The organism is Micromonospora sp. NPDC049175, assembly GCF_043197345.1.
GTDB lineage: Bacteria > Actinomycetota > Actinomycetes > Mycobacteriales > Micromonosporaceae > Micromonospora.
This window is the reverse complement of record NZ_JBICSY010000001.1, coordinates 784,115-801,249: the sequence shown is the minus strand read 5'-3', so window position 1 is coordinate 801,249 and position 17,135 is coordinate 784,115. Positions and strand designations below refer to the sequence as shown.

General features: G+C 70.7%; 22 protein-coding genes. 9 read left to right on the top strand and 13 right to left on the bottom strand.

Annotated elements, in window-relative coordinates:
• Window positions 1-188 precede the first annotated feature (188 nt).
• Window positions 189-2,318, top strand: coding sequence for an IPT/TIG domain-containing protein (locus tag ACGFH8_RS03280; RefSeq protein WP_393362662.1), 2,130 nt, complete (start codon window positions 189-191; stop codon window positions 2,316-2,318).
• Between the two features lie 110 nt (window positions 2,319-2,428).
• Here the strand turns inward: ACGFH8_RS03280 and ACGFH8_RS03275 are convergent, their stop codons facing one another.
• On the bottom strand, window positions 2,429-3,085 hold the full coding sequence (locus ACGFH8_RS03275; protein ID WP_393364454.1) for an HAD family hydrolase: 657 nt from the start codon (window positions 3,083-3,085) through the stop codon (window positions 2,429-2,431).
• Between the two features lie 86 nt (window positions 3,086-3,171).
• Between ACGFH8_RS03275 and ACGFH8_RS03270 the strand changes: the two genes are divergently transcribed.
• Both ACGFH8_RS03270 and ACGFH8_RS03265 read left to right on the top strand, forming a co-directional pair.
• Window positions 3,172-3,990: a hypothetical protein gene (locus ACGFH8_RS03270; RefSeq protein ID WP_393362659.1), complete on the top strand. Its 819-nt coding sequence runs from the start codon at window positions 3,172-3,174 to the stop codon at window positions 3,988-3,990.
• Window positions 3,962-4,414, top strand: coding sequence for a hypothetical protein (locus tag ACGFH8_RS03265; RefSeq protein WP_393362656.1), 453 nt, complete (start codon window positions 3,962-3,964; stop codon window positions 4,412-4,414). Before ACGFH8_RS03270 ends, ACGFH8_RS03265 begins: the two co-directional genes overlap by 29 nt.
• Here the strand turns inward: ACGFH8_RS03265 and ACGFH8_RS03260 are convergent.
• A complete protein-coding gene (locus tag ACGFH8_RS03260; RefSeq protein ID WP_393362653.1) occupies window positions 4,392-4,904 on the bottom strand; it encodes a GNAT family N-acetyltransferase in 513 nt (170 codons plus the stop codon). The two genes, ACGFH8_RS03265 and ACGFH8_RS03260, sit on opposite strands and share 23 nt — an antisense overlap.
• A gap of 40 nt (window positions 4,905-4,944) precedes the next feature.
• Window positions 4,945-6,147: a low temperature requirement protein A gene (locus ACGFH8_RS03255; RefSeq protein ID WP_393362650.1), complete on the bottom strand. Its 1,203-nt coding sequence runs from the start codon at window positions 6,145-6,147 to the stop codon at window positions 4,945-4,947.
• 141 nt (window positions 6,148-6,288) lie between these two features.
• Between ACGFH8_RS03255 and ACGFH8_RS03250 the strand changes: the two genes are divergently transcribed.
• Window positions 6,289-6,906, top strand: coding sequence for a TetR/AcrR family transcriptional regulator (locus ACGFH8_RS03250; RefSeq protein WP_393362647.1), 618 nt, complete (start codon window positions 6,289-6,291; stop codon window positions 6,904-6,906).
• A 68-nt stretch (window positions 6,907-6,974) separates the two neighbouring features.
• Window positions 6,975-7,553: a TetR/AcrR family transcriptional regulator gene (locus tag ACGFH8_RS03245; RefSeq protein ID WP_393362644.1), complete on the top strand. Its 579-nt coding sequence runs from the start codon at window positions 6,975-6,977 to the stop codon at window positions 7,551-7,553.
• 12 nt (window positions 7,554-7,565) lie between these two features.
• Here the strand turns inward: ACGFH8_RS03245 and ACGFH8_RS03240 are convergent, their stop codons facing one another.
• The gene (locus ACGFH8_RS03240) at window positions 7,566-8,198 is read right to left on the bottom strand and encodes a hypothetical protein (RefSeq protein WP_393362641.1); all 633 of its coding nucleotides are present in this window, start codon (window positions 8,196-8,198) and stop codon (window positions 7,566-7,568) included.
• 167 nt (window positions 8,199-8,365) lie between these two features.
• On the opposite strand from ACGFH8_RS03240, the gene ACGFH8_RS03235 reads away from it, so the two are divergent.
• Window positions 8,366-9,076 carry an HAD family hydrolase gene (locus ACGFH8_RS03235; RefSeq protein ID WP_393362638.1) on the top strand — a complete coding sequence of 237 codons (711 nt, stop codon included), beginning with the start codon at window positions 8,366-8,368 and terminating at the stop codon, window positions 9,074-9,076.
• 488 nt (window positions 9,077-9,564) lie between these two features.
• Here the strand turns inward: ACGFH8_RS03235 and ACGFH8_RS03230 are convergent, their stop codons facing one another.
• The 5 genes from ACGFH8_RS03230 to ACGFH8_RS03210 all read right to left on the bottom strand — a co-directional run bounded on the left by ACGFH8_RS03230 (window position 9,565) and on the right by ACGFH8_RS03210 (window position 12,200).
• Window positions 9,565-9,840: a hypothetical protein gene (locus ACGFH8_RS03230; RefSeq protein ID WP_393362635.1), complete on the bottom strand. Its 276-nt coding sequence runs from the start codon at window positions 9,838-9,840 to the stop codon at window positions 9,565-9,567.
• Window positions 9,841-9,887: 47 nt separating this feature from the next.
• Window positions 9,888-10,319: a hypothetical protein gene (locus ACGFH8_RS03225; RefSeq protein ID WP_393362632.1), complete on the bottom strand. Its 432-nt coding sequence runs from the start codon at window positions 10,317-10,319 to the stop codon at window positions 9,888-9,890.
• A 186-nt stretch (window positions 10,320-10,505) separates the two neighbouring features.
• Window positions 10,506-11,210: a VOC family protein gene (locus ACGFH8_RS03220; RefSeq protein ID WP_393362629.1), complete on the bottom strand. Its 705-nt coding sequence runs from the start codon at window positions 11,208-11,210 to the stop codon at window positions 10,506-10,508.
• A gap of 13 nt (window positions 11,211-11,223) precedes the next feature.
• Complete coding sequence (locus ACGFH8_RS03215) at window positions 11,224-11,406, bottom strand: DUF397 domain-containing protein (protein WP_393364451.1); 183 nt, start codon at window positions 11,404-11,406, stop codon at window positions 11,224-11,226.
• On the bottom strand, window positions 11,400-12,200 hold the full coding sequence (locus ACGFH8_RS03210; protein ID WP_393362626.1) for a helix-turn-helix domain-containing protein: 801 nt from the start codon (window positions 12,198-12,200) through the stop codon (window positions 11,400-11,402). The genes ACGFH8_RS03215 and ACGFH8_RS03210 overlap by 7 nt, the downstream gene beginning before the upstream one ends.
• Before the next feature lie 279 nt (window positions 12,201-12,479).
• Here ACGFH8_RS03210 and ACGFH8_RS03205 point away from each other — a divergent pair, with 279 nt between their 5' ends.
• On the top strand, window positions 12,480-12,734 hold the full coding sequence (locus tag ACGFH8_RS03205; protein WP_393362624.1) for a flavin reductase: 255 nt from the start codon (window positions 12,480-12,482) through the stop codon (window positions 12,732-12,734).
• A 16-nt stretch (window positions 12,735-12,750) separates the two neighbouring features.
• Here ACGFH8_RS03205 and ACGFH8_RS03200 read toward each other — a convergent pair whose 3' ends face one another.
• Genes ACGFH8_RS03200 through ACGFH8_RS03185 form a run of 4 tightly spaced genes read right to left on the bottom strand, consistent with a single transcriptional unit; the run spans window position 12,751 to window position 14,594 of the window.
• A complete protein-coding gene (locus tag ACGFH8_RS03200) occupies window positions 12,751-13,149 on the bottom strand; it encodes a hypothetical protein (protein WP_393362621.1) in 399 nt (132 codons plus the stop codon).
• On the bottom strand, window positions 13,146-13,469 hold the full coding sequence (locus ACGFH8_RS03195; RefSeq protein ID WP_393362618.1) for a hypothetical protein: 324 nt from the start codon (window positions 13,467-13,469) through the stop codon (window positions 13,146-13,148). Before ACGFH8_RS03195 ends, ACGFH8_RS03200 begins: the two co-directional genes overlap by 4 nt.
• Window positions 13,470-13,517: 48 nt before the next feature.
• Window positions 13,518-14,213 (bottom strand): hypothetical protein, encoded by a 696-nt coding sequence (locus tag ACGFH8_RS03190; protein WP_393362615.1) that lies wholly within the window; start codon window positions 14,211-14,213, stop codon window positions 13,518-13,520.
• Between the two features lie 3 nt (window positions 14,214-14,216).
• Entirely contained in the window at window positions 14,217-14,594 is a 378-nt protein-coding gene (locus ACGFH8_RS03185; protein WP_393362613.1) for a PadR family transcriptional regulator, read from the bottom strand.
• Window positions 14,595-14,809: 215 nt separating this feature from the next.
• Between ACGFH8_RS03185 and ACGFH8_RS03180 the strand changes: the two genes are divergently transcribed.
• Together ACGFH8_RS03180 and ACGFH8_RS03175 are read left to right on the top strand one after the other, a co-directional pair.
• Window positions 14,810-16,096: an ABC transporter substrate-binding protein gene (locus tag ACGFH8_RS03180; RefSeq protein ID WP_393362610.1), complete on the top strand. Its 1,287-nt coding sequence runs from the start codon at window positions 14,810-14,812 to the stop codon at window positions 16,094-16,096.
• Between the two features lie 55 nt (window positions 16,097-16,151).
• Window positions 16,152-17,135 (top strand): carbohydrate ABC transporter permease, encoded by a 984-nt coding sequence (locus ACGFH8_RS03175; protein WP_393362607.1) that lies wholly within the window; start codon window positions 16,152-16,154, stop codon window positions 17,133-17,135.

Genomic DNA, 17,135 nt, shown 5'->3' with positions numbered 1-17,135 from the left:
TACAACGTGGATCGAGCGCGATCATGCCCGGGGGGCGGCGGCGGGCGGGGGGCGGTAGCGACGAGTCGTCGCCACACCCAGGTTGAAATGTACCTAATGCCATAACTTGTCCTGTTTGTTTTCGTTCAGTCGTTGACGGGTGTCGACCGCCGAGCACGCCCGTCAGTCGAACTGAACGGGGGAAATTGGTGAGCTCTGTCCTGCGAAGAATCACGACCGCATCCACGGCGATGCTTGTCGTCGGCCTGGCAACCCTGGGATTGGGGACGCCGGCCTGGGCGGCGCCTGGTGACGCGAGTGCGCGAGGTGTGGTCGTCGACCTGTCCGCGGTGGTGCTCGGCACGCCCGTGATCAGCGCCGACGCGACAATCGGCACGGCCACCGCCCCGCCCGGAGGCGGCACCGACACCGACAACAGGGCCGTCTCGCTGCCCGGGGCGATCGGTATGACCGCCAGCGGCACCGTGGAGGTGTCCGCCACCCGTGCGGCGGCCTCCTCGTCGGCGTCCGCCCGCGTCACCGACTTCAACCTGGCCGTGCTCAGCGTCGACGTGGTGGGCCTGACCGAGGCCACCGCCACCGCGACCTGTCCGCAGGCCGGCGCGACAAGCGCCGGCACCACGCTTGTCGGGCTGGAACTCTTCGGCTCGGCGGCGACGCCGGAGCCGAACGGCCCTCCCGTCGTGGCGAGTGTGCCCGTGGTGGTGCCGGGGTTGGTAGGCGCGAGCCTGAACGCCTCGTTGACCCGGACCGAGACGACGACAGCCGACGGTGCCGCCGCGGTCGCCCTTCGGGCCGCCCTCACCCTGACGGGCCTCCTCCTCGGCGAACAGACGACCATCCCGATCGGGACCGTGATCGCGGCCGAGGCGACCTGCGCGCGTCCGCCCGCGGCACCCACCGCCGCGACGATCACGCCGGACGAGGGCCCGCAGGCGGGCGGCCAGACCGTCACGATCGCCGGTACGGGGTTCATCCAGGGCGGCACCACCGTCACCGTCGACGGAGTGCCGGCGACAGGTGTCACGGTGGCGCCGAACGGCACGTCCCTCACGGCGGTCACCCCGGCCGGCGCGGTCGGCCCCGCATCGGTGGTGATCAGCACGGTGAACGGCACGGCGCCCCCGCTGGGCTACACGTACCTGGCCGGTGGCGGTGTGGTCACCGGACTCTCGCCGACCTCCGGACCGACCTCGGGGGGCACGACGGTGACGATCACCGGGACCGGCCTCACCGGCGCGACAGGCGTGACCTTCGGTGGCACACCGGGCACCAACCTCGTCGTCGCCCCGGGCGGCACGTCGCTGACCGTGGTCACACCGCCGGGGCCGGCTGGCACGGCGGACGTCACCGTGCTCCTCCCGGGTGGGAACGCGGACGCGCCGGACGGCTTCACCTACGTGGCGGCCGCACCGACCGCCGGGACGATCGCGCCGAACCAGGGGCCGCAGGCGGGCGGCCAGACCGTGACCATCACCGGTACGGGCTTCGTGCCCGGGAGCACGACTGTCACGTTCGACGGTGCCCCGGCCACCAACGTCACGGTCAACGCGCAGGGCACGTCGTTGACGGCGGTCACGCCCCCCGGCGCCGTCGGTCCGGCGGTCGTGGTGGTGAGCACCGGCGGTGGCGCGTCCGCGCCGCTGGACTACGCGTACCTGGCCGGCGGCGGCAACGCCACCGTGACGGGGCTGACCCCGACCACCGGGCCGACCTCGGGTGGCACCACTGTGACGATCACCGGGACCGGCCTCACCGGCGCGACCGGCGTGACCTTCGACGGGGTGCCCGGCACCGGGTTCACCGTGAACCCGGCCGGCACCACGATCACCGTGGTCACCCCACCCGGCCTGCCCGGCCCGGTGGACGTGATCGTGCAGGTGCCCGGCGACGACGTCGTCAGGGCGGACGGCTTCACGTACCGGATCGCCCCACCCGTCGTCGACGCGCTGACCCCGGCCGAGGGGCCGGCCGCCGGCGGTAGCACGGTGACGGTCCGTGGCTCCGGCTTCCTGCCAGGTCGGACCGTGGTCACCATCTGCGGTCAGACCATCCCGGCGAGCGGGGTCACCGTGGCGTCGGGCGGACGTTCGTTGACCTTCCGTACGCCGGCCTGCGCGGCCGGGAACACCACTGTCGCCGTACGTACCGACGGCGGGGTCTCCAGTGGCCTGGCCTTCCGCTACCTACCGCGGAGCCTGCCGGTGACCGGTGACGCCCTCACGGCGCCGTTGGCCGTCGGCGCGCTGCTGGCTCTCCTCGGCATGGTCCTCGTGCTGGTGACCCGGCGCAGGCGACCCGCCGACCGGATCGGCTGACCGACGGTCCCGGTCAGGACCCGGTCCGGGTCCTGACCGGGACGCACGGCACGAAAGGCCGACCAGCGGGTGTACCGGTGTCGCGGCGCGCATCGGACCGGCGCTCGGAGCTAACCGCTCGCGGCGTTGTGTTTCGCGACCAGGCTCGGCAGTTCGTCCAGCGAGTCGATGCGGAACAGGCAGTGCGCGGCCACGTCGGGGAGGTCGAGGATGTGACCCCACGGGCCGCGCCGGATCAGGCACGTCGGCATCCCGACCTCCTGGGCCGGGCGTACGTCGTTGTCGGGCCGATCACCGACGTACAGGATCGACGCCGCGTCGCCGCCGCCGGCGCGGACGACCCGCTCGAAGAAGGCAGGTGACGGCTTCGCCACCCCCCATCCGTGCGACGTGCCGATCACGTCCACGGGGAGGCCGAGTGCGCGGAGGGTCGCCTCGGCGTGCGCGGGTTGGTTGCCGGCCAGGCCCAGGAGCAGGCCCTGGTCCTTCAGGGAGGTCAGGCACCGCCGCGCGTCAGGGTAGAGATCCTCTTCGCCGAACGACTCCTCCCGGCCCGCGGCGGCCCGGCGCTCAAGCTCGGTGTCGAGGTCGAAGTCGGGCCGGAAGGCCCGGAACGTCTCCTGGTAGTCCAGACCTCTGGCGATCACCGAACCGAGGACGGCCGAGAGCGTGTGCCGTGGCACGCCGAACCAGTCGGCCCAGGCCTCGAACTCACGGGACTCGTCGAGAATCGTCCCACCAACATCGAAGAAAACCGCGTTGATCACTGCGCCCCCGGTCACGGTCGTGGTGTCGGTGCAGCATAGACAACTCGGTCGCATGTGGACGCCCGACGAGGGCGTACGGTGTTCCGGTGCACGTGCTCGACGATCCGACGGTGTCCGCCAGGGTGGCCCGTTTCCTCGGCACACACGGGGAGCGGTGGCCGAGCACCCCGGCCGAGCGGATCCGGCGGTCGGCGAGTGCGGACGGACCCGACGGGCCGCTGGCCGTGGTGCCCGACGAGCTGGTCGCGGTCGCCGTCGCGTTCGAGGAACGCTACGGCGGGCTCGCCTACCGGCTCAAGACAGACGGCAACCACATGGAGTACGGCCTGGAGGGCCCGGCGTACTTCCGCTGGACCTCCGACCTCGGGTGGATGTTCCCGGCAGCCCTCGACGGAGCCTGGACGTGGGGCGTCGATGTCCTGCTCGACGGGCGCACCGCCATGGCCCCGGGCAACTGGCCGTACCGGCTGATCGACCGCACCATCGAGCAGCGGCTCGAGAAACACGCGCTCCTGGCGGAGGTGCGGCGTTGGCCGCACGTCACGCTCACCTACGAGACCGCGACCCTGGTGTCGCCGACGGTCACCCTGAGCGGTGTCCCGGAGGTGCGCGAGGCCACCGGCCCAGCCGATCGTCTGTGGTACGACGGTGCGGTGGCGGCGTGCCTCTCCCTTCGTGGCTGGCCCGCCGGGAGGGACCGCTGGGTGTTGCGGTGCTTCTCCCGGACGAGATCCGGGTTGTCCGGCGTGCTCGACCAGCTCAGTGAGATCGGCGAGCTGGACGACTGGTGCTCGATCTGTGGCCGCGCCCTGCGGCCGTCGATGCCTTCCTACGTCCCGCAGGGCGGCGAACCGGGCCTCTGTCTACCCTCGGTCCATGGGGGAGTCAGCGGAGCCGGTGGGTGAGGTGCTCGTGCTCGGGCGGTCGCGGGTCTGGCCCGCCGTCGCGGTGCCGTCCGCGATGGTGGTCGGCCTGGTCGTCGTCGCGGTGCTGCTCGACTGGGTCAGCTGGGGCGGGTTGGTGCTCGGCGCCGTGTCGATGGTCCTCGCGTTCGTCCGCTGGCGAAACGCGGTGTTGGCCGACGACACCGGGCTGCTGGTACGCGACCGTGGCGGCTTGCGGCGCTCGTACGCGTGGTCGGAGATCGAGCGAATGGGCTGGCAGGGGAATTCCCTTGTGGTCTATCCCCGCGGCGGCCCCTACGACGTCCCGGGACCCAATGCGTCAGTCACCGTGGCACGCATCGCGCAACCGAGACGTGCGCACCTCGCCGACCCGATGCCGGGGCTGCTCCAGACACATGGCATCAAGGCGCTAAGCGAGCCCTGATTCGCTCAACGTCGTCGACCACGGTCAGCCGCAGCGTCCGAGCGGTGGTGGGTGCGAAGCCCAGGGCCCGGTAGATGGACTCCCCGTCCTCGCTGGCCTTCAACTCGATCACCGTGACCCCACGGTGGTGATACCAGTCCAGCAGCGCTTCGAGGCAGGCTCGGGCGTAGCCGCGCCGGCGATGGCCGGGGTCGGTGGCGACGTTGAAGACGTACCCGGTCGCTCCGCTGGGGTTGATCGGGCCGCCGAGCCGGTGCTCGATGACGCCGACCACGCACGCGGCCAGCTCGTCGGGTGCGTCCGGCTTGTCGACGACGTACGCCGCCAGCGTCCCCTCCGGATCCGCCAGTCGCCGGCGCAGCGTCCCCAGCGCTTCGTCCTGCCACGGGCCGGGCTCCGGCGGGCGACCGTCTAGTGTGGTCAGCAGCACCCCGCGCAGCCGTACCAGTTCCTGGGCATCGTCGATGCTCGCGCGGCGTACCGTGATCACACGCCAGACCCTAACGCCCGTCGCGGAGGTGTGGGTCGGGCTAGTAGGGCGGGGTGGGCATCTCCGGTGCGTGCCGGCGTGACCGTCGGGAGTCCGCGCCCGCCACCGCGAGCAGCACCACCCCGGCGGTGGCACCGGCGGTGAGCGGATTGAGGCGCATCGTCGCCGGCACCAGCAGGCCGAGGGCCAGGAGGCCGGCCAGCCGGGAGCGGGAGACCCGGGCGAACACCTGGTATTCGAGGGCTGATCGTCCGGCGAGGAAGACGACGGGGCCGCCGAGGATGGCGATGAGCCATGCCGCTGGCAGGTGCCCGAGCGGCTCGGTGATGAGCAGTTCGAAGCCAACGCCGGTGAGCACGATCCCGGCGATCATGACCAGGTGGGCGAACGCCATCTCGGTCGCGAGCCGATCGGCGTGGCCCGAGCGGCTGACGGCGGTGTCCATCACCTTCCCCGCCAGGTGGAAGTAGATCCGCCAGAGCAGCACTGTGGTCGCCAGGGCCAGGACGAAGCCGGCCGTCTGGTCGGCGTGGAAATCGCTGCCGCTGAACGCCAGACCGATGACGAAGATCGCCTCACCGATCGCGATGAGGAGGAACTGTTGGTAGCGCTCGGCCAGGTGCCCGGCCGCGATCGCCCGGCCGCCGATCCGTTGCGCGCCGATGCGGGGGGTCGGCCACCCGAGGTAGAGCCCGGTGTAGTCGATCAGCACGGCGATGATCCAGAGTGGCCCACGGATCGTGCCCTCGTCGGCCAGACCACCGATGATCCAGAGCGGTGCGCTCAGAGCGAACCAGACCAGGACCCGGGTGGTCTGCCGGGGATCGGGCCGGCCGTGCCCGGCGATGTGGAAATAGACCACGCGGCCGATCTGGAGGCTCACGTAGGTGATGGCGAAGAGGGCGGCGCGCGCGCCGAAGCCGTCGGGCACCGCGACCGCCATCGTCATGGCGCCGACCGCCGTCATCACGATGACGACCTGGACGATCGGCGCCTCCGGGTCCAGCCAACTTGTCGACCAGACGGTCAACGACCAGACCGCCCACAGCGCCAGGAACAGCAGGAGTGCCTGACCGAGGCCCGCGACCACGCCGCGCCCACCGTCGGTGAAGTCGCTGATCACGCGTGCCGAGATCCGGGTGAGGGCGAAGACGAAGACGAGGTCGAGAAAGAGTTCCAGGAACGTGGCTCGTTGCCGGCTGGCGGCGTCGCGCACCAGCCCTTCGTCGCGCTGCTCGCTCATCCGTCCGCCACGGCCCGGTGCCGTCGAACGACCACGTGGCCTCCCGTCGTGATGATCCCCTCACCTAACGAGCGACGGTCGGCGGTGGCACGTGGGGCCGGAGGAACGGCTTCGTTCGCCTTACGGCTGTAAGGTCATACGGTGACCACACCGAGAACGCGCGCTCGCAACAAGCGTGGCGAAGGCAGCCAGTTGCGCGAGGAGATCGTCCGCGCCGCCGGCACGCTGCTGGACGGTGGCGACCCGCAGAGCGTGACGCTGCGGGCGGTGGCCCGGGAGGCCGGCATCTCGGCGCCGTCGATCTACGCGCACTTCCCGGACCTGGACTCGATTCTGCTGGTGGTCGCCCAGCGCGCGTTCGCCGCCCTGGAGCAGGAGTTGGCCGGGCCGGACGACAGGGACCCGGCCGAGCGGCTGCGGGCGATAAGCGCTGCCTACCTGACCTTCGCCGAGCGCCAGCCGCACCGGTACCGGCTGATGTTCGGGGCGGTCTGGGATGCCGGCGAGGCCCGCGATCGGACGCCGGCGTTGGCGGACGACCTCGCCGTGCTCGGCATGGGCGCCTTCGAGGTCATCCACCGCACCGTCGCCGAGTGTGCCGCGAAGGGACTCTCGACGAGCGCGGATCCCTTCGCCGACGCGACGGCGCTCTGGGTGGGGCTGCACGGGCTCGCCCAACTCCAGGTGGCGACTCCCCTGTTTCCCTGGCCACCCCACCTGCGGGAGGCCCTCATCGGACGGCTGGCACTGCTGGTCTGACCAGCCCCGACAGTCGCCAATCCGTCACCAGGCGACTGCTGTCGGTGTCCGCCCTTACGCTCAACTGCGTGCCCGGACCTGCCGAGAAGGCCACCGAACAGGACCGGCGTGACCTCATCGTCACGGTCGCGCGCGAGCTGGCCGAGGCGGAGGGCTGGGCGGGGGTGAGCACCCGACGCCTCGCCGAGCGGACCGACATCGACGTCGGCGACCTCTACCGGCACTTCGCGGATCTCGACGCTCTCCTCGCCGCCGTGGCCGTCTGCGCCTTCGCCGACCTGGCCGCCGATCTGGCGGAGGCGCACGCGGAGGGCGCCGGCAGCCCCGAGGGGGCCTGGCCGGCTGTCGCTTCCGCGTACCTCGACTTCGCGTACACGAATCCCGAGGTCTATGACGCGATGCTCGCGCTGACCCCCGACCTGGCCCTCGGCGTCGGTGGGGTCCCGGCCGCGCCGCGGGCGGTCTTCGCCGAACTGCGCGCGGCCCTGACCCCGCTGGCCGAGGGGCGCGACCCGGACACCCTCGCCGAGGTGGGTTGGAGCCTGCTGCACGGCGTGGTGATGCTCACCCGGGGCGGACGACTCCGACCCGAGGGGCAGGAGGAACGCGAGGTGTTGATCGCCAAGCGGTTGCTGCGGTGGCCGTGACGGGCGCCCTGGTCAGTTGAGGGGCTGGCGGTCGGACGGCCCCTTGTCGACGAACCGGAACGTGCTGTCCAGCGGCGCGGTGCTCAACTCCTTGAGGATCAGACCGTTGCCGGCGGCGTACAGAAGGAACCGGGTCTCACTGCCGATCGCGTACGTGCCGGCGTCCATGGGAGTGATGCTGAACCGCTGGATCGGATTGTCCGGATCGCAGACGGCGGCCTCGACGGTCAGCTCGGGCTCGATGTCCAGAGCGTTCACCTGCCAGCAGGACGGATCGTCGTTGGCGGGGTGATCGTCCTTCGTGCCGAAAGCCTTGATCACGTACTGGTCGTTGCCGATCGGCGTCGGAACGAACAGGACGCGTCCGCCGGTGTCGCCGCCCTCCTCAAGGCGGCCGCTGAGTTCCAGCGCGTTCCCTGGTCCCTGCACCCGCGCCATGGTGACCTCGTGCTTGCCGGACAGCAGGGGGTCGGTCGCGAGTGCCGCCGGTGACGGCGTTCCCCCCGGTGGCGTCGACGGGGACGCCACGGCACCCGACGGCGTCGGCGTGGCCTTCGGCGCCTTGTCGGCGTCGCTCCCGCACGCCACAAGCGCGCCGGTGCACGCCAGCAGCGCCGCGCCGGCACCCCAGTTCATCGTGATCACGTCGTACTCCTCATGAGCTGTCCCGACCTCTCGGCCGCGAGGAATTCTCCCACCCACCAGACGAAAGTCAGGCCGGGACGGTTCACGGAAAAATCCGAAATTCACAGCGGATCTCCCGCCTATCCTGTCCCTTCGACGGGGCGGCGAAGGCATGGGGAGGGGACGGGATGACGGACGGCGCGGCGGCGCGGCGGCAGGCGCAGGTGCTGATCTTCGATGCGGACGACACGTTGTGGGAGAACAACGTGGTCTTCGAGCAGGTGATCGACGACTTTCTTGGGTGGCTCGACCACCCCACGTTGGATCGCACCGAGATCCGATTGATCCTCGACGACATCGAGCGGGCCAACACGGTGGCGCACGGGTACGGCAGCAAGGTCTTCCTGCGCAGTCTGGCGGAGTGCCTGGAGCGGCTGCGTGAACGGCCGGCCACCGACTCCGAGCGCCAGGAGATCGAGCGCCTGGCGGTCGCCCTCGTCGAGCACAAGGTGGAGCTGATGCCGGGGGTGGCCGACGCGCTCGACGAGCTGGCCGGCCGGCACGAGCTGCTGCTGCTCACCAAGGGCGACCAGGCGGATCAGCAGCGCAAGCTGGACGCCTGCGGGCTGCTGCACCACTTCCGGGCCGCGCACATCGTCGCCGAGAAGGACGTCGAGACGTACCGGTGGCTGGTCCGGGAACACCGGCTTGATCCGACCCGGGCCTGGATGATCGGCAACTCCCCGAAGTCGGACATCCTGCCGGCACGTGCGGCCGGGTTGAACGCGGTCTTCATTCCCAACGTGAACACGTGGGTGTTGGAGAACGACGAACTGGACCCCACCGACGGCGGGGTGTTGCGGCTCGCCGCGTTCCGCGACCTGTTGCACCACTTCTAAGGCCGGTGCCGAAAGCGAACAGCGTCGACGATCATGGTCGCGTTACGCCGGCTTGTCTGATTTTCACCCTGGGATCAGTCCCGCCGTCGGTCGCCCGGCGCGGCTTGTCCGGCCGGTCCGGGTCGGCCTAACCTGGCCCGGCGCTCACGGCCTTCGGGGTGTCTGCCGGGAGCGCGCCGGCGTTCGGCGGCTGGCACCGTGGAGCTGAGTGCCGGAGCTGTCCGCTCCCATCCGGACGGCCGAGGGTCAGGGTCGGGTAGTTGCGGACCCGATCCTGGCCCGGCCACCGATCGACCGCGCCCGGCCGAGCGGCGCAGACCAAGCGCCGCAGGCCGGGCGGTCGTGCGGCGCAGGCCGGGCGGTCGTGCGGCGCAGGCCGGGCGGTCGTGCGGCGCAGGCCGGGCGGCGTGCGCCGCAGGCCGGGCGGTCGTGCGGCGCAGGCCGGGCGGTCGTGCGGCGCAGGCCGGGCGGCGTGGTGGGTCGCGACCTCAGGAGGCCCCGCCCCGGACGATCGACACCGCCACCCGGCAGAACTCGTCCATGTCCGGGTTGAACCCGGCCGCGATGTCGGGATGCAACCCGGAGCGGGTCTCCTCCAACAGTCGCTGGCAGACCTGCTCGACCGGCTCGCCGCCGTAGCCGGCGCGAACCCGGTCGGTGGCCGCCTGAAGCGCCGAGGTCAACTGCTCTTCCAGCGGGCCCCGCAGCTTCTGCTGCACAGGGTCGAGCCCGCGTGGGTCGAGCGTGACATGTGGCTCCGACATCGGTGCTCCCTTCGTCGGCGTCCGCGATACCCCACCGCGGTCGTCGGTCAAACCCCGTCCGGTACGGCAGCGACCCGCACCCGGTACGAGAAGTCCTCGGCCGGCTCCTCCTGGTACGACAATCGGCGGATCTGCCGGTCGTCCTGGTAGAGCGCGACGTCCACAAGCACACCGAGGTGGGTGAGGCCGATGGACGTCACCCGCTTCTTGTCCTGCAGCACTGCGCAGACGCCGCCGAGCAGGGTGCTGGCGTCGCCCGTGCGGTGCCCGGGCGGACACCGCAGGACCATCTCCACCGCGATCGGCCCGCCCAACGGCGTCCAGCCGGTGCGCTGAGCCGCGATGAGGGCGGCCTGGAGCAGGGTGCGGACCCTCGTCGCCTGCCGATGCCCGGCCGCGAAGATGGACAACGCTTCGGTCTTGACCGGTGGCAGGCCGCTCACCTCGAATGTCAGGGCGAGAGCGCGGGTGTCCTGCACGACGGCACCTCCTCGTTGGGACGATCCTGCCGAACCGGGGGAGCGGCGGTGGGACGTTCCCGCGATTACCAACCGATCGGGCAGGACGGGGGTCGGCCGGAGGCGTGTCGACGGCGGCGGCGAGCGCCCTGGCTGCGGCGTGAGGAAAACGCTAGCCGACGCCGGCCGCCCCCGGTAGTCGGCCAGTCACCCGATGGGGCGCGGCGGAAAGGCGCAGAACTCGTTGCCCTCCGGGTCGGCCAGCACCCACCACCAGTGTGTCGCGTCGAGCGGCTCCCGCAGCAACGTCGCGCCCGCCGCGATCAGCGCCATCGGCTCCGGGTCGAGCAGGTCGACGTCCCAGTGCAGCCGGTTCTTGACCGTCTTGGGCTCGGGCACCCCGGCGAAAACCCAGTGGTCCCAGGGGAACCCGGCCGCGCCGGTGACCCCCGCGTGGGTCGACTCGTCCTCGACGGCGCCGCCGACCACACCGGCCCACCAGGTCGCCTGCGCGAGCGGGTCGGCCGAGTCGACGACCAGCTCGAACGGGCCCGGCCCGGTGCCCTCACGAGCCGGGAAGGCGCAGAACTCGTTGCCCTCCGGGTCGACGAGCACCCACCAGGTGGCCTCGCCGGCCGGCTCCCGGACCAGCCGTGCGCCGGCCGCGAGCAGCGCCGCCGGGTCCGCGCCGGCCAACCGCAGATCCAGGTGTACGCGGGTCTTGCCGACCCGGGGTTCGGGAACCTTGTTCACCCAGATCGACTCGGCGGTCGAACGCGCCGAGCGGGGATCGACCCGGGTGTCGTCGTCGCCGGCATCGGCCACGTCACCGTCGAGCATCCGGGCCCAGAAGGCGCCGAGTGCGAGCGCGTCGGTGGCGTCCAGGCAGAGGTCCTTGAAGCGCGCGATCATCTGTCGATGGGGCTCAGTGCTGCTTGGCGTACGCGATGAAGGCCTTCCAGGCCGTGGGGTCGACGCGCAGGGTGCCGCCGTCGCGGTCCTTGGTGTCGCGCACCAGCACCACGCTCGGCAGGTTGTCGGCGACCTCCACGCAGGCTCCGCCGTTGCCGCCGGACCTGGTCGACGTGCGCCACTGTGGGGTCAGCATGTCCATGACTTGGCCACTTCCTTGATCAGCTCGGTTGACTGCCGGCGGGGGAGCGCCTCGTTTCGCACGATCTCCCACGTCTTCGCCAGCTTAGCGACGTCGGAAGGCGCATCGACGATCTGCGCGGTGAGTTGGTTGTCCGCATAGGTCACCCGCTCCCCGTCGGGCATCTCGGCGATGATGAACTGACCGCCCATCCCCAGATACATTCCCGCATCCACCGGCACGATGTGCACCTGGATATGCTCCGCCGTCGCCAACTGCACCAGGTGCTCACACTGCTCGACCATGAGCCCCGGCTGGTCGAGCACCGGCCGACGCAGCACCGCCTCGTCCAGGACGGCGATGAGCTGCGGTGGGCGCGGGCGTTGCAGGATCGCCTGCCGCTCCAGCCGGGAGGCGACGATCCGATCCACGTCCTCGGCGTCGAACCGGCCACCGGCCAGCGTGGCCCGCGCGTACCGCTCGGTCTGGAGCAGACCCGGCACGTACGCCAACTCGAACCAGCGCAGCGTGGTCGCCTCCCGCTCGAACTCGATCCACTCGCGCAGCCAGGCCGGCTCGGCGTCGAGCCGGGCCAACTTCTCCAGCATCCGTTGGAAGCGTCCCGCGGTCGGGTGGTGCGTGTCGATGGCCCGCATGTACTCCTTGGTGGGCGCCCGGCCGCCGGTCTCCACCGAGCTGACGTGTGAGCCGGAATAGCCGATGCCCCGGCCGAAGTCGTCCTGACTGAACCCGAGCCCCGTGCGGAACAGGCGAAGCTCCTCCAACACGTAGTCGGTGACGTTGCCCATCGAATCCCCAATCCCTGCCCAACCTGAACCGGCGTGTCCGTCGTGGTTGCTCGACCGGGCCGCTGAGCTGCACGGATGCCGCGAGCACGTATCGACCGTAGTCGGGTCCTCGCAAACTGTCACCAGTGGCGGGCTCGCCGGTGGCCGAGAGGGCGGCGGCGGGCTCTGCTCCCGGGGTCGCTCCCGTCTCCCCCTTGCGGGAGCGGCCCCCTTCCCCGTCCCCGAGGAGGTCACTGTGCTGAGCCCGACCGGGCACCACGACGAAACGAGGTGGCGGTGATGGTGGTCCGGCCCCCCGTACCGCACGTCGCCATGCGTCCGCTGTGGCGGTGCCGCAACTGTGGCCGGGAATGGCCCTGCCAGCCGGCCAAACTCGCCCTGCTGTCGGAGTACCGGACCAGCAGGACCACGCTGCTCATCTACCTCGGCACCCTCATGAACGAGGCGACGGCCCAGCTCACCCAACTGCACCCGGACCACCCGCCGGCCCGGATGACCGAGCGCTTCCTCTCCTGGGCGAGAGCCCGGGGCTGACGTTGCCCGCCGTCGGTCATCCCGGGAAGTGGATCAGCGGCACCCCGTCGGAGTATTCGGGACCTTCACTTGTCAGCACCGCGGAGTCATGGGTCAGGCCCGCCACCGCTGCGGCGGCCAGGTCGAAGCGGCGGGTCCTGCGCTGCCAGAAGGTCAGCTCCGGCAGATCCTCCGACCGCTCCGGCAGCAGCGCGCAGGAGGGCAGGGCCAGCAGCTTGTGCAGCAGCGCCAGGTCCTTGCCGGTCGTGATGGTCAACGCTTCGGTCGCTGCCACCACCGGCACCCCGAAACGCACCCCGTCCTCAATCACCTCGTGGACGGGCTCGCCCACGTGCACCGTCCGGAGGACGGCGTAGCCCAGCAGAGCCGACCGGTCCAGGATCAGCCGGACCGGTGGCGTCGTCTCCGAGGTCATGCGGCGTCGGCGCGGGGAGCGTCGTCGTCGCCGTCCATCTCGGCCGCCATGGCGGCGCGGATCTTGGCGCGCTCCGCCTCGAACCGCTCCGGGGACCACTCGGCGTCCACGCCCAGGCGACGGGCCCGCGCCTCGGCCACACCCTGCTCGGTGACGTGGATGCCGGAGGCAAGCAACAACTCCCTGTGCTGCTCCACGCGTCGGCGGCGGCGCACCGCCTCGGTGACGTAGGCGCTGGCCATGCGGTTGCCCTGGCTCTCCAGGATCTGACTCACGTCCGGGGGAACGGAGATCGTGAAGCGGCGCTGAGGCTCTGTCATACGCGCAGCCTACACCTGTCATACTTCAGGGCGGGCGTTGCGCGTACGTCAGGCGGGTTTGACTCTGGTGGTTTCCGGGTGCGGGCTGGCGGCGGCGGTCCGGGCCTCACGGAGTGACAAGCGACGTGCCAGCGCCGTGGCGCCCGCGATCGCGCCCAGGACCATGGCGATCTCCGTGAGCACCACTGACGGGGCCAGGCTGTAGTCGGTGGCCCAGGCGAAGCCGACGGTGATCGGCGTGATGACGATGCCGGCCACCGGCACGAGGACGCTCATCAACCGGGCCGTCCGGCGGATCTCGGGCAGGGCGCGGAGCCGGGTCCGCACCGCGACGACGGCTCCCGCGGCGACCACGGCCCCCGGTGTGCCGTAGGCGACGGCGACGGCGAGCTGGATTGGTACGTCGATCGAGCGGGGGATGTCGATCAGGTGGACGAACACCGGGTAGGCCGCCTCCAGGAGGCCGTAGCCGAGCACGGCGCCGAGCACCGCGCCGATCAGTGCGGTGCCCACAACGCGGCCGTAGTCGCCGCGAACCCGTCGGACGCCAGCCTCGTCGGCGAGCCGGCGGGCGAAGCCGGCCACGTCACCACCGATCAACTGCGCGGGATCGCCCCCGTCGTTGGCTGCGGCCCGCAGGTCGAGGCGCAGGTCCGCGGCGAGTGTCGCCCGATCGGCGGAGCCCACCCCGTACCCGCGCCACGCCTGGTCGGCTTCGCCCAGCAGGCGGTCGATGGTGTCCATGGGTCAACTCCTCGTGGGTGTGTGGTCGAGCGGAGTGAGCACGGCGTCGACCGTCTCGGTAAAGCGGTCCCACTGTCTCTGCCAGGCGTCCAGATGGGTGCGACCGGACCCGGTCAGCGCGTAGACCTTTCGGGGTGGGCCGGTCGGACTGACCTGCTGCTCGTGAGCGACAAGGCCGAGTCGGCGCATCCGGGTCAGCAGCGGATAGATGGTGCCGTAGCTGATGGCGCCGAAACCGGCCGTCTCCATCCGCCGCACCAACTCGTAGCCGTGCGCGGGCTCGCGTGCCAGCAGCGCCAGCAGGCACATGTCGAGCGCGCCCCGCAGGAGTTGGGTCTGCCGGTCGTTGTCGTCGATGGACTGGCTATCCGCCGCTACCATGCGACACATACTACCCCGCTAATTGGTCTCGCGATATACCGGAACGAACTCCCGCTGTGACAGCCAGGTTTCGCGACTTCGCGGGTGGGGCAGAGTAGCCACACAGAGCATCCGGGCCGGGGCGTTGTCGCAGCTCATCGAACCTGGACATGGCTCGCCGTGCGCCGGGGCACGGACGCCCTCCCCGGCCTTTCGCCGAGGAGAGGGGGAGGGCGATGACGGACCCCGAAACGGCTCCACACCGACGTCGATCGATTGTTCGGCTGGGCGCGGCGGCCGCCGCGTTGGCGCTTGTCGCACCGCTGGCCGCGTGCGGCGCGGACGACGATGGCGGCCCGCCGACGATCAACCTGTACTACCCGCCCGAGCAGAACCTGCAAAAGGTCGTCGACGACTGCAACGCGCAGGCGCAGGGGCGGTACGAGATCTCCTACCAGGTGCTGCCCCGACAGGCCGACGACCAGCGGGTACAGATGGTGCGCCGGCTCGCCGCCCAGGACAGCGGAATGGACCTGCTCGGGCTGGACGTCACCTGGACCCAGGAGTTCGCCAGCGCCGACTGGATCCGCGAGTGGACCGGCCAGGACAAGGCCGAGGTCGAGCAGGGCACCCTCGCCGGGCCGCTGGCCACCGCCCGCTACGAGGACAAGCTGTACGCGGCGCCGAAGAACACGAACGTCCAGTTGCTCTGGTACCGCAAGGACCTGGTGCCGCAGCCGCCGACCACTTGGGACCAGATGATCAGCGCGGCACAGCAGCTCAAGGACCAGGGCAAGCCGTACCAGGTGCTCACCATGGGCGCCCAGTACGAGGGCCTGGTCGTCCTCTACAACACCCTGGCCGAGAGCGCCGGAGGAAAGATCCTCAACGACGACGGCACGAAGGCCGTGATGGACGACGGCACCGTCCGGGCGTTGGAGCAACTGAAGAAGTTCGCCACGTCGGGCGTGACCTCGCCGTCGTTCAGCAACGCCACCGAGGACCCCGTCCGGCTGGAGTTCCAGTCCGGCTCGGGCGCGTTCCAGGTCAACTGGCCGTTCGTCTACCCGGCCCTGCAGGAGGCCAACCCCGACCTGGCCAAGCAGGTCGGCTGGGCCCGGATCCCCGGCATCGACGAGGGCACCCCCAGCAAGGTCACCATCGGCGGGGTCAACCTGGCCGTCAGCTCCTACTCCAAGCACCCGGAGATGTCCTTCGAGGCGGCCCGGTGCATCCGCAGCGCCGAGCACCAGAAGTTCTCCGCCATCAAGGACGGCGTGCCACCCACGATCGAGGCGGTCTTCGACGACCCGGAGATGACCGAGGCGTACCCGATGAAGGACACCATCCTGGAAGAGCTGAAGGAACCGGCGACCCGCCCCCTGACCCCGGCCTACCAGAGCATCTCCACGGTGATGTCGGCGATCCTGTCGCCCCCCTCGGCGATCCGTCCCCAGCAGACCGCCGACGAGCTGCGCGACGCCATCGCCGATGCCCTCCAGTCGAAGGGGGTTCTGCCGTGAGCGCGAGGAGTGAGCCGGTCCTGCGAGCCCCGCAGTCGCGAAAGAAGGTGGCACCGTGAGCATCAACGCCACGCCGACCGGCGCGGACGTCGCCGCGGAGGAGACCCGAGCGCCCGCCGCCGTGCCCACCCAACGCGGTGGTCGCCGTAAGCCGCAACTGAGCGCGAACAAGAAATCCGAACGCCGGCTGGGCTGGTTGCTCTGCGCCCCCGCCGCGCTGGTCATGATCCTGGTGACCGCGTACCCGATCCTCTACTCGGTCTGGCTGTCGTTGCAGCGCTACGACCTGCGCTTCCCCGATCAGCGCGAGTTCATCGGTCTGGAAAACTACGTCACGGTGCTCACCAACGAGTTCTGGTGGACCGCGTTCGGGGTGACCGCGCTGATCACCGTGGTCACCGTGGCCGTCGAGCTGGTGCTCGGCATGGGTCTGGCGATCATCATGCACCGCACCCTGGTCGGGCGGGGCATCGTCCGCACCTCGGCGCTCATCCCGTACGGGATCGTCACGGTTGTCGCGGCGTTCTCCTGGCGGTACGCCTGGACGCCCGGCACCGGCTACCTGGCCGACGTGTTCAGCGACGGCGCGCCGCTCACCGAACGGGCCAGCTCTCTGGCGATCATCATGCTCGCGGAGATCTGGAAGACCACCCCGTTCATGGCGCTGCTGCTGATGGCCGGGCTGGCGCTGGTGCCGGAGGACCTGCTCAAGGCGGCGTCCACCGACGGCGCCACCGCCTGGCAGAAGTTCACGAAGGTGATGCTGCCGGTGATGAAGCCGGCGATCCTGGTCGCGCTGCTGTTCCGCACCCTGGACGCGTTCCGGGTCTTCGACAACATCTTCGTGCTGACCTCCGGGGCCAACGAGACCTCGTCGGTGTCGATGCTCGCCTACAACAACCTGATCCGAGGCCTCAACCTCGGGATCGGCTCGACGATGTCGGTGCTGATCTTCATCGCCGTGGCGATCATCGCGTTCGTCTTCGTGAAGCTGTTCGGCACCGCTGCCCCCGGCAGCGACGACGGGGAGAGGCGCTGA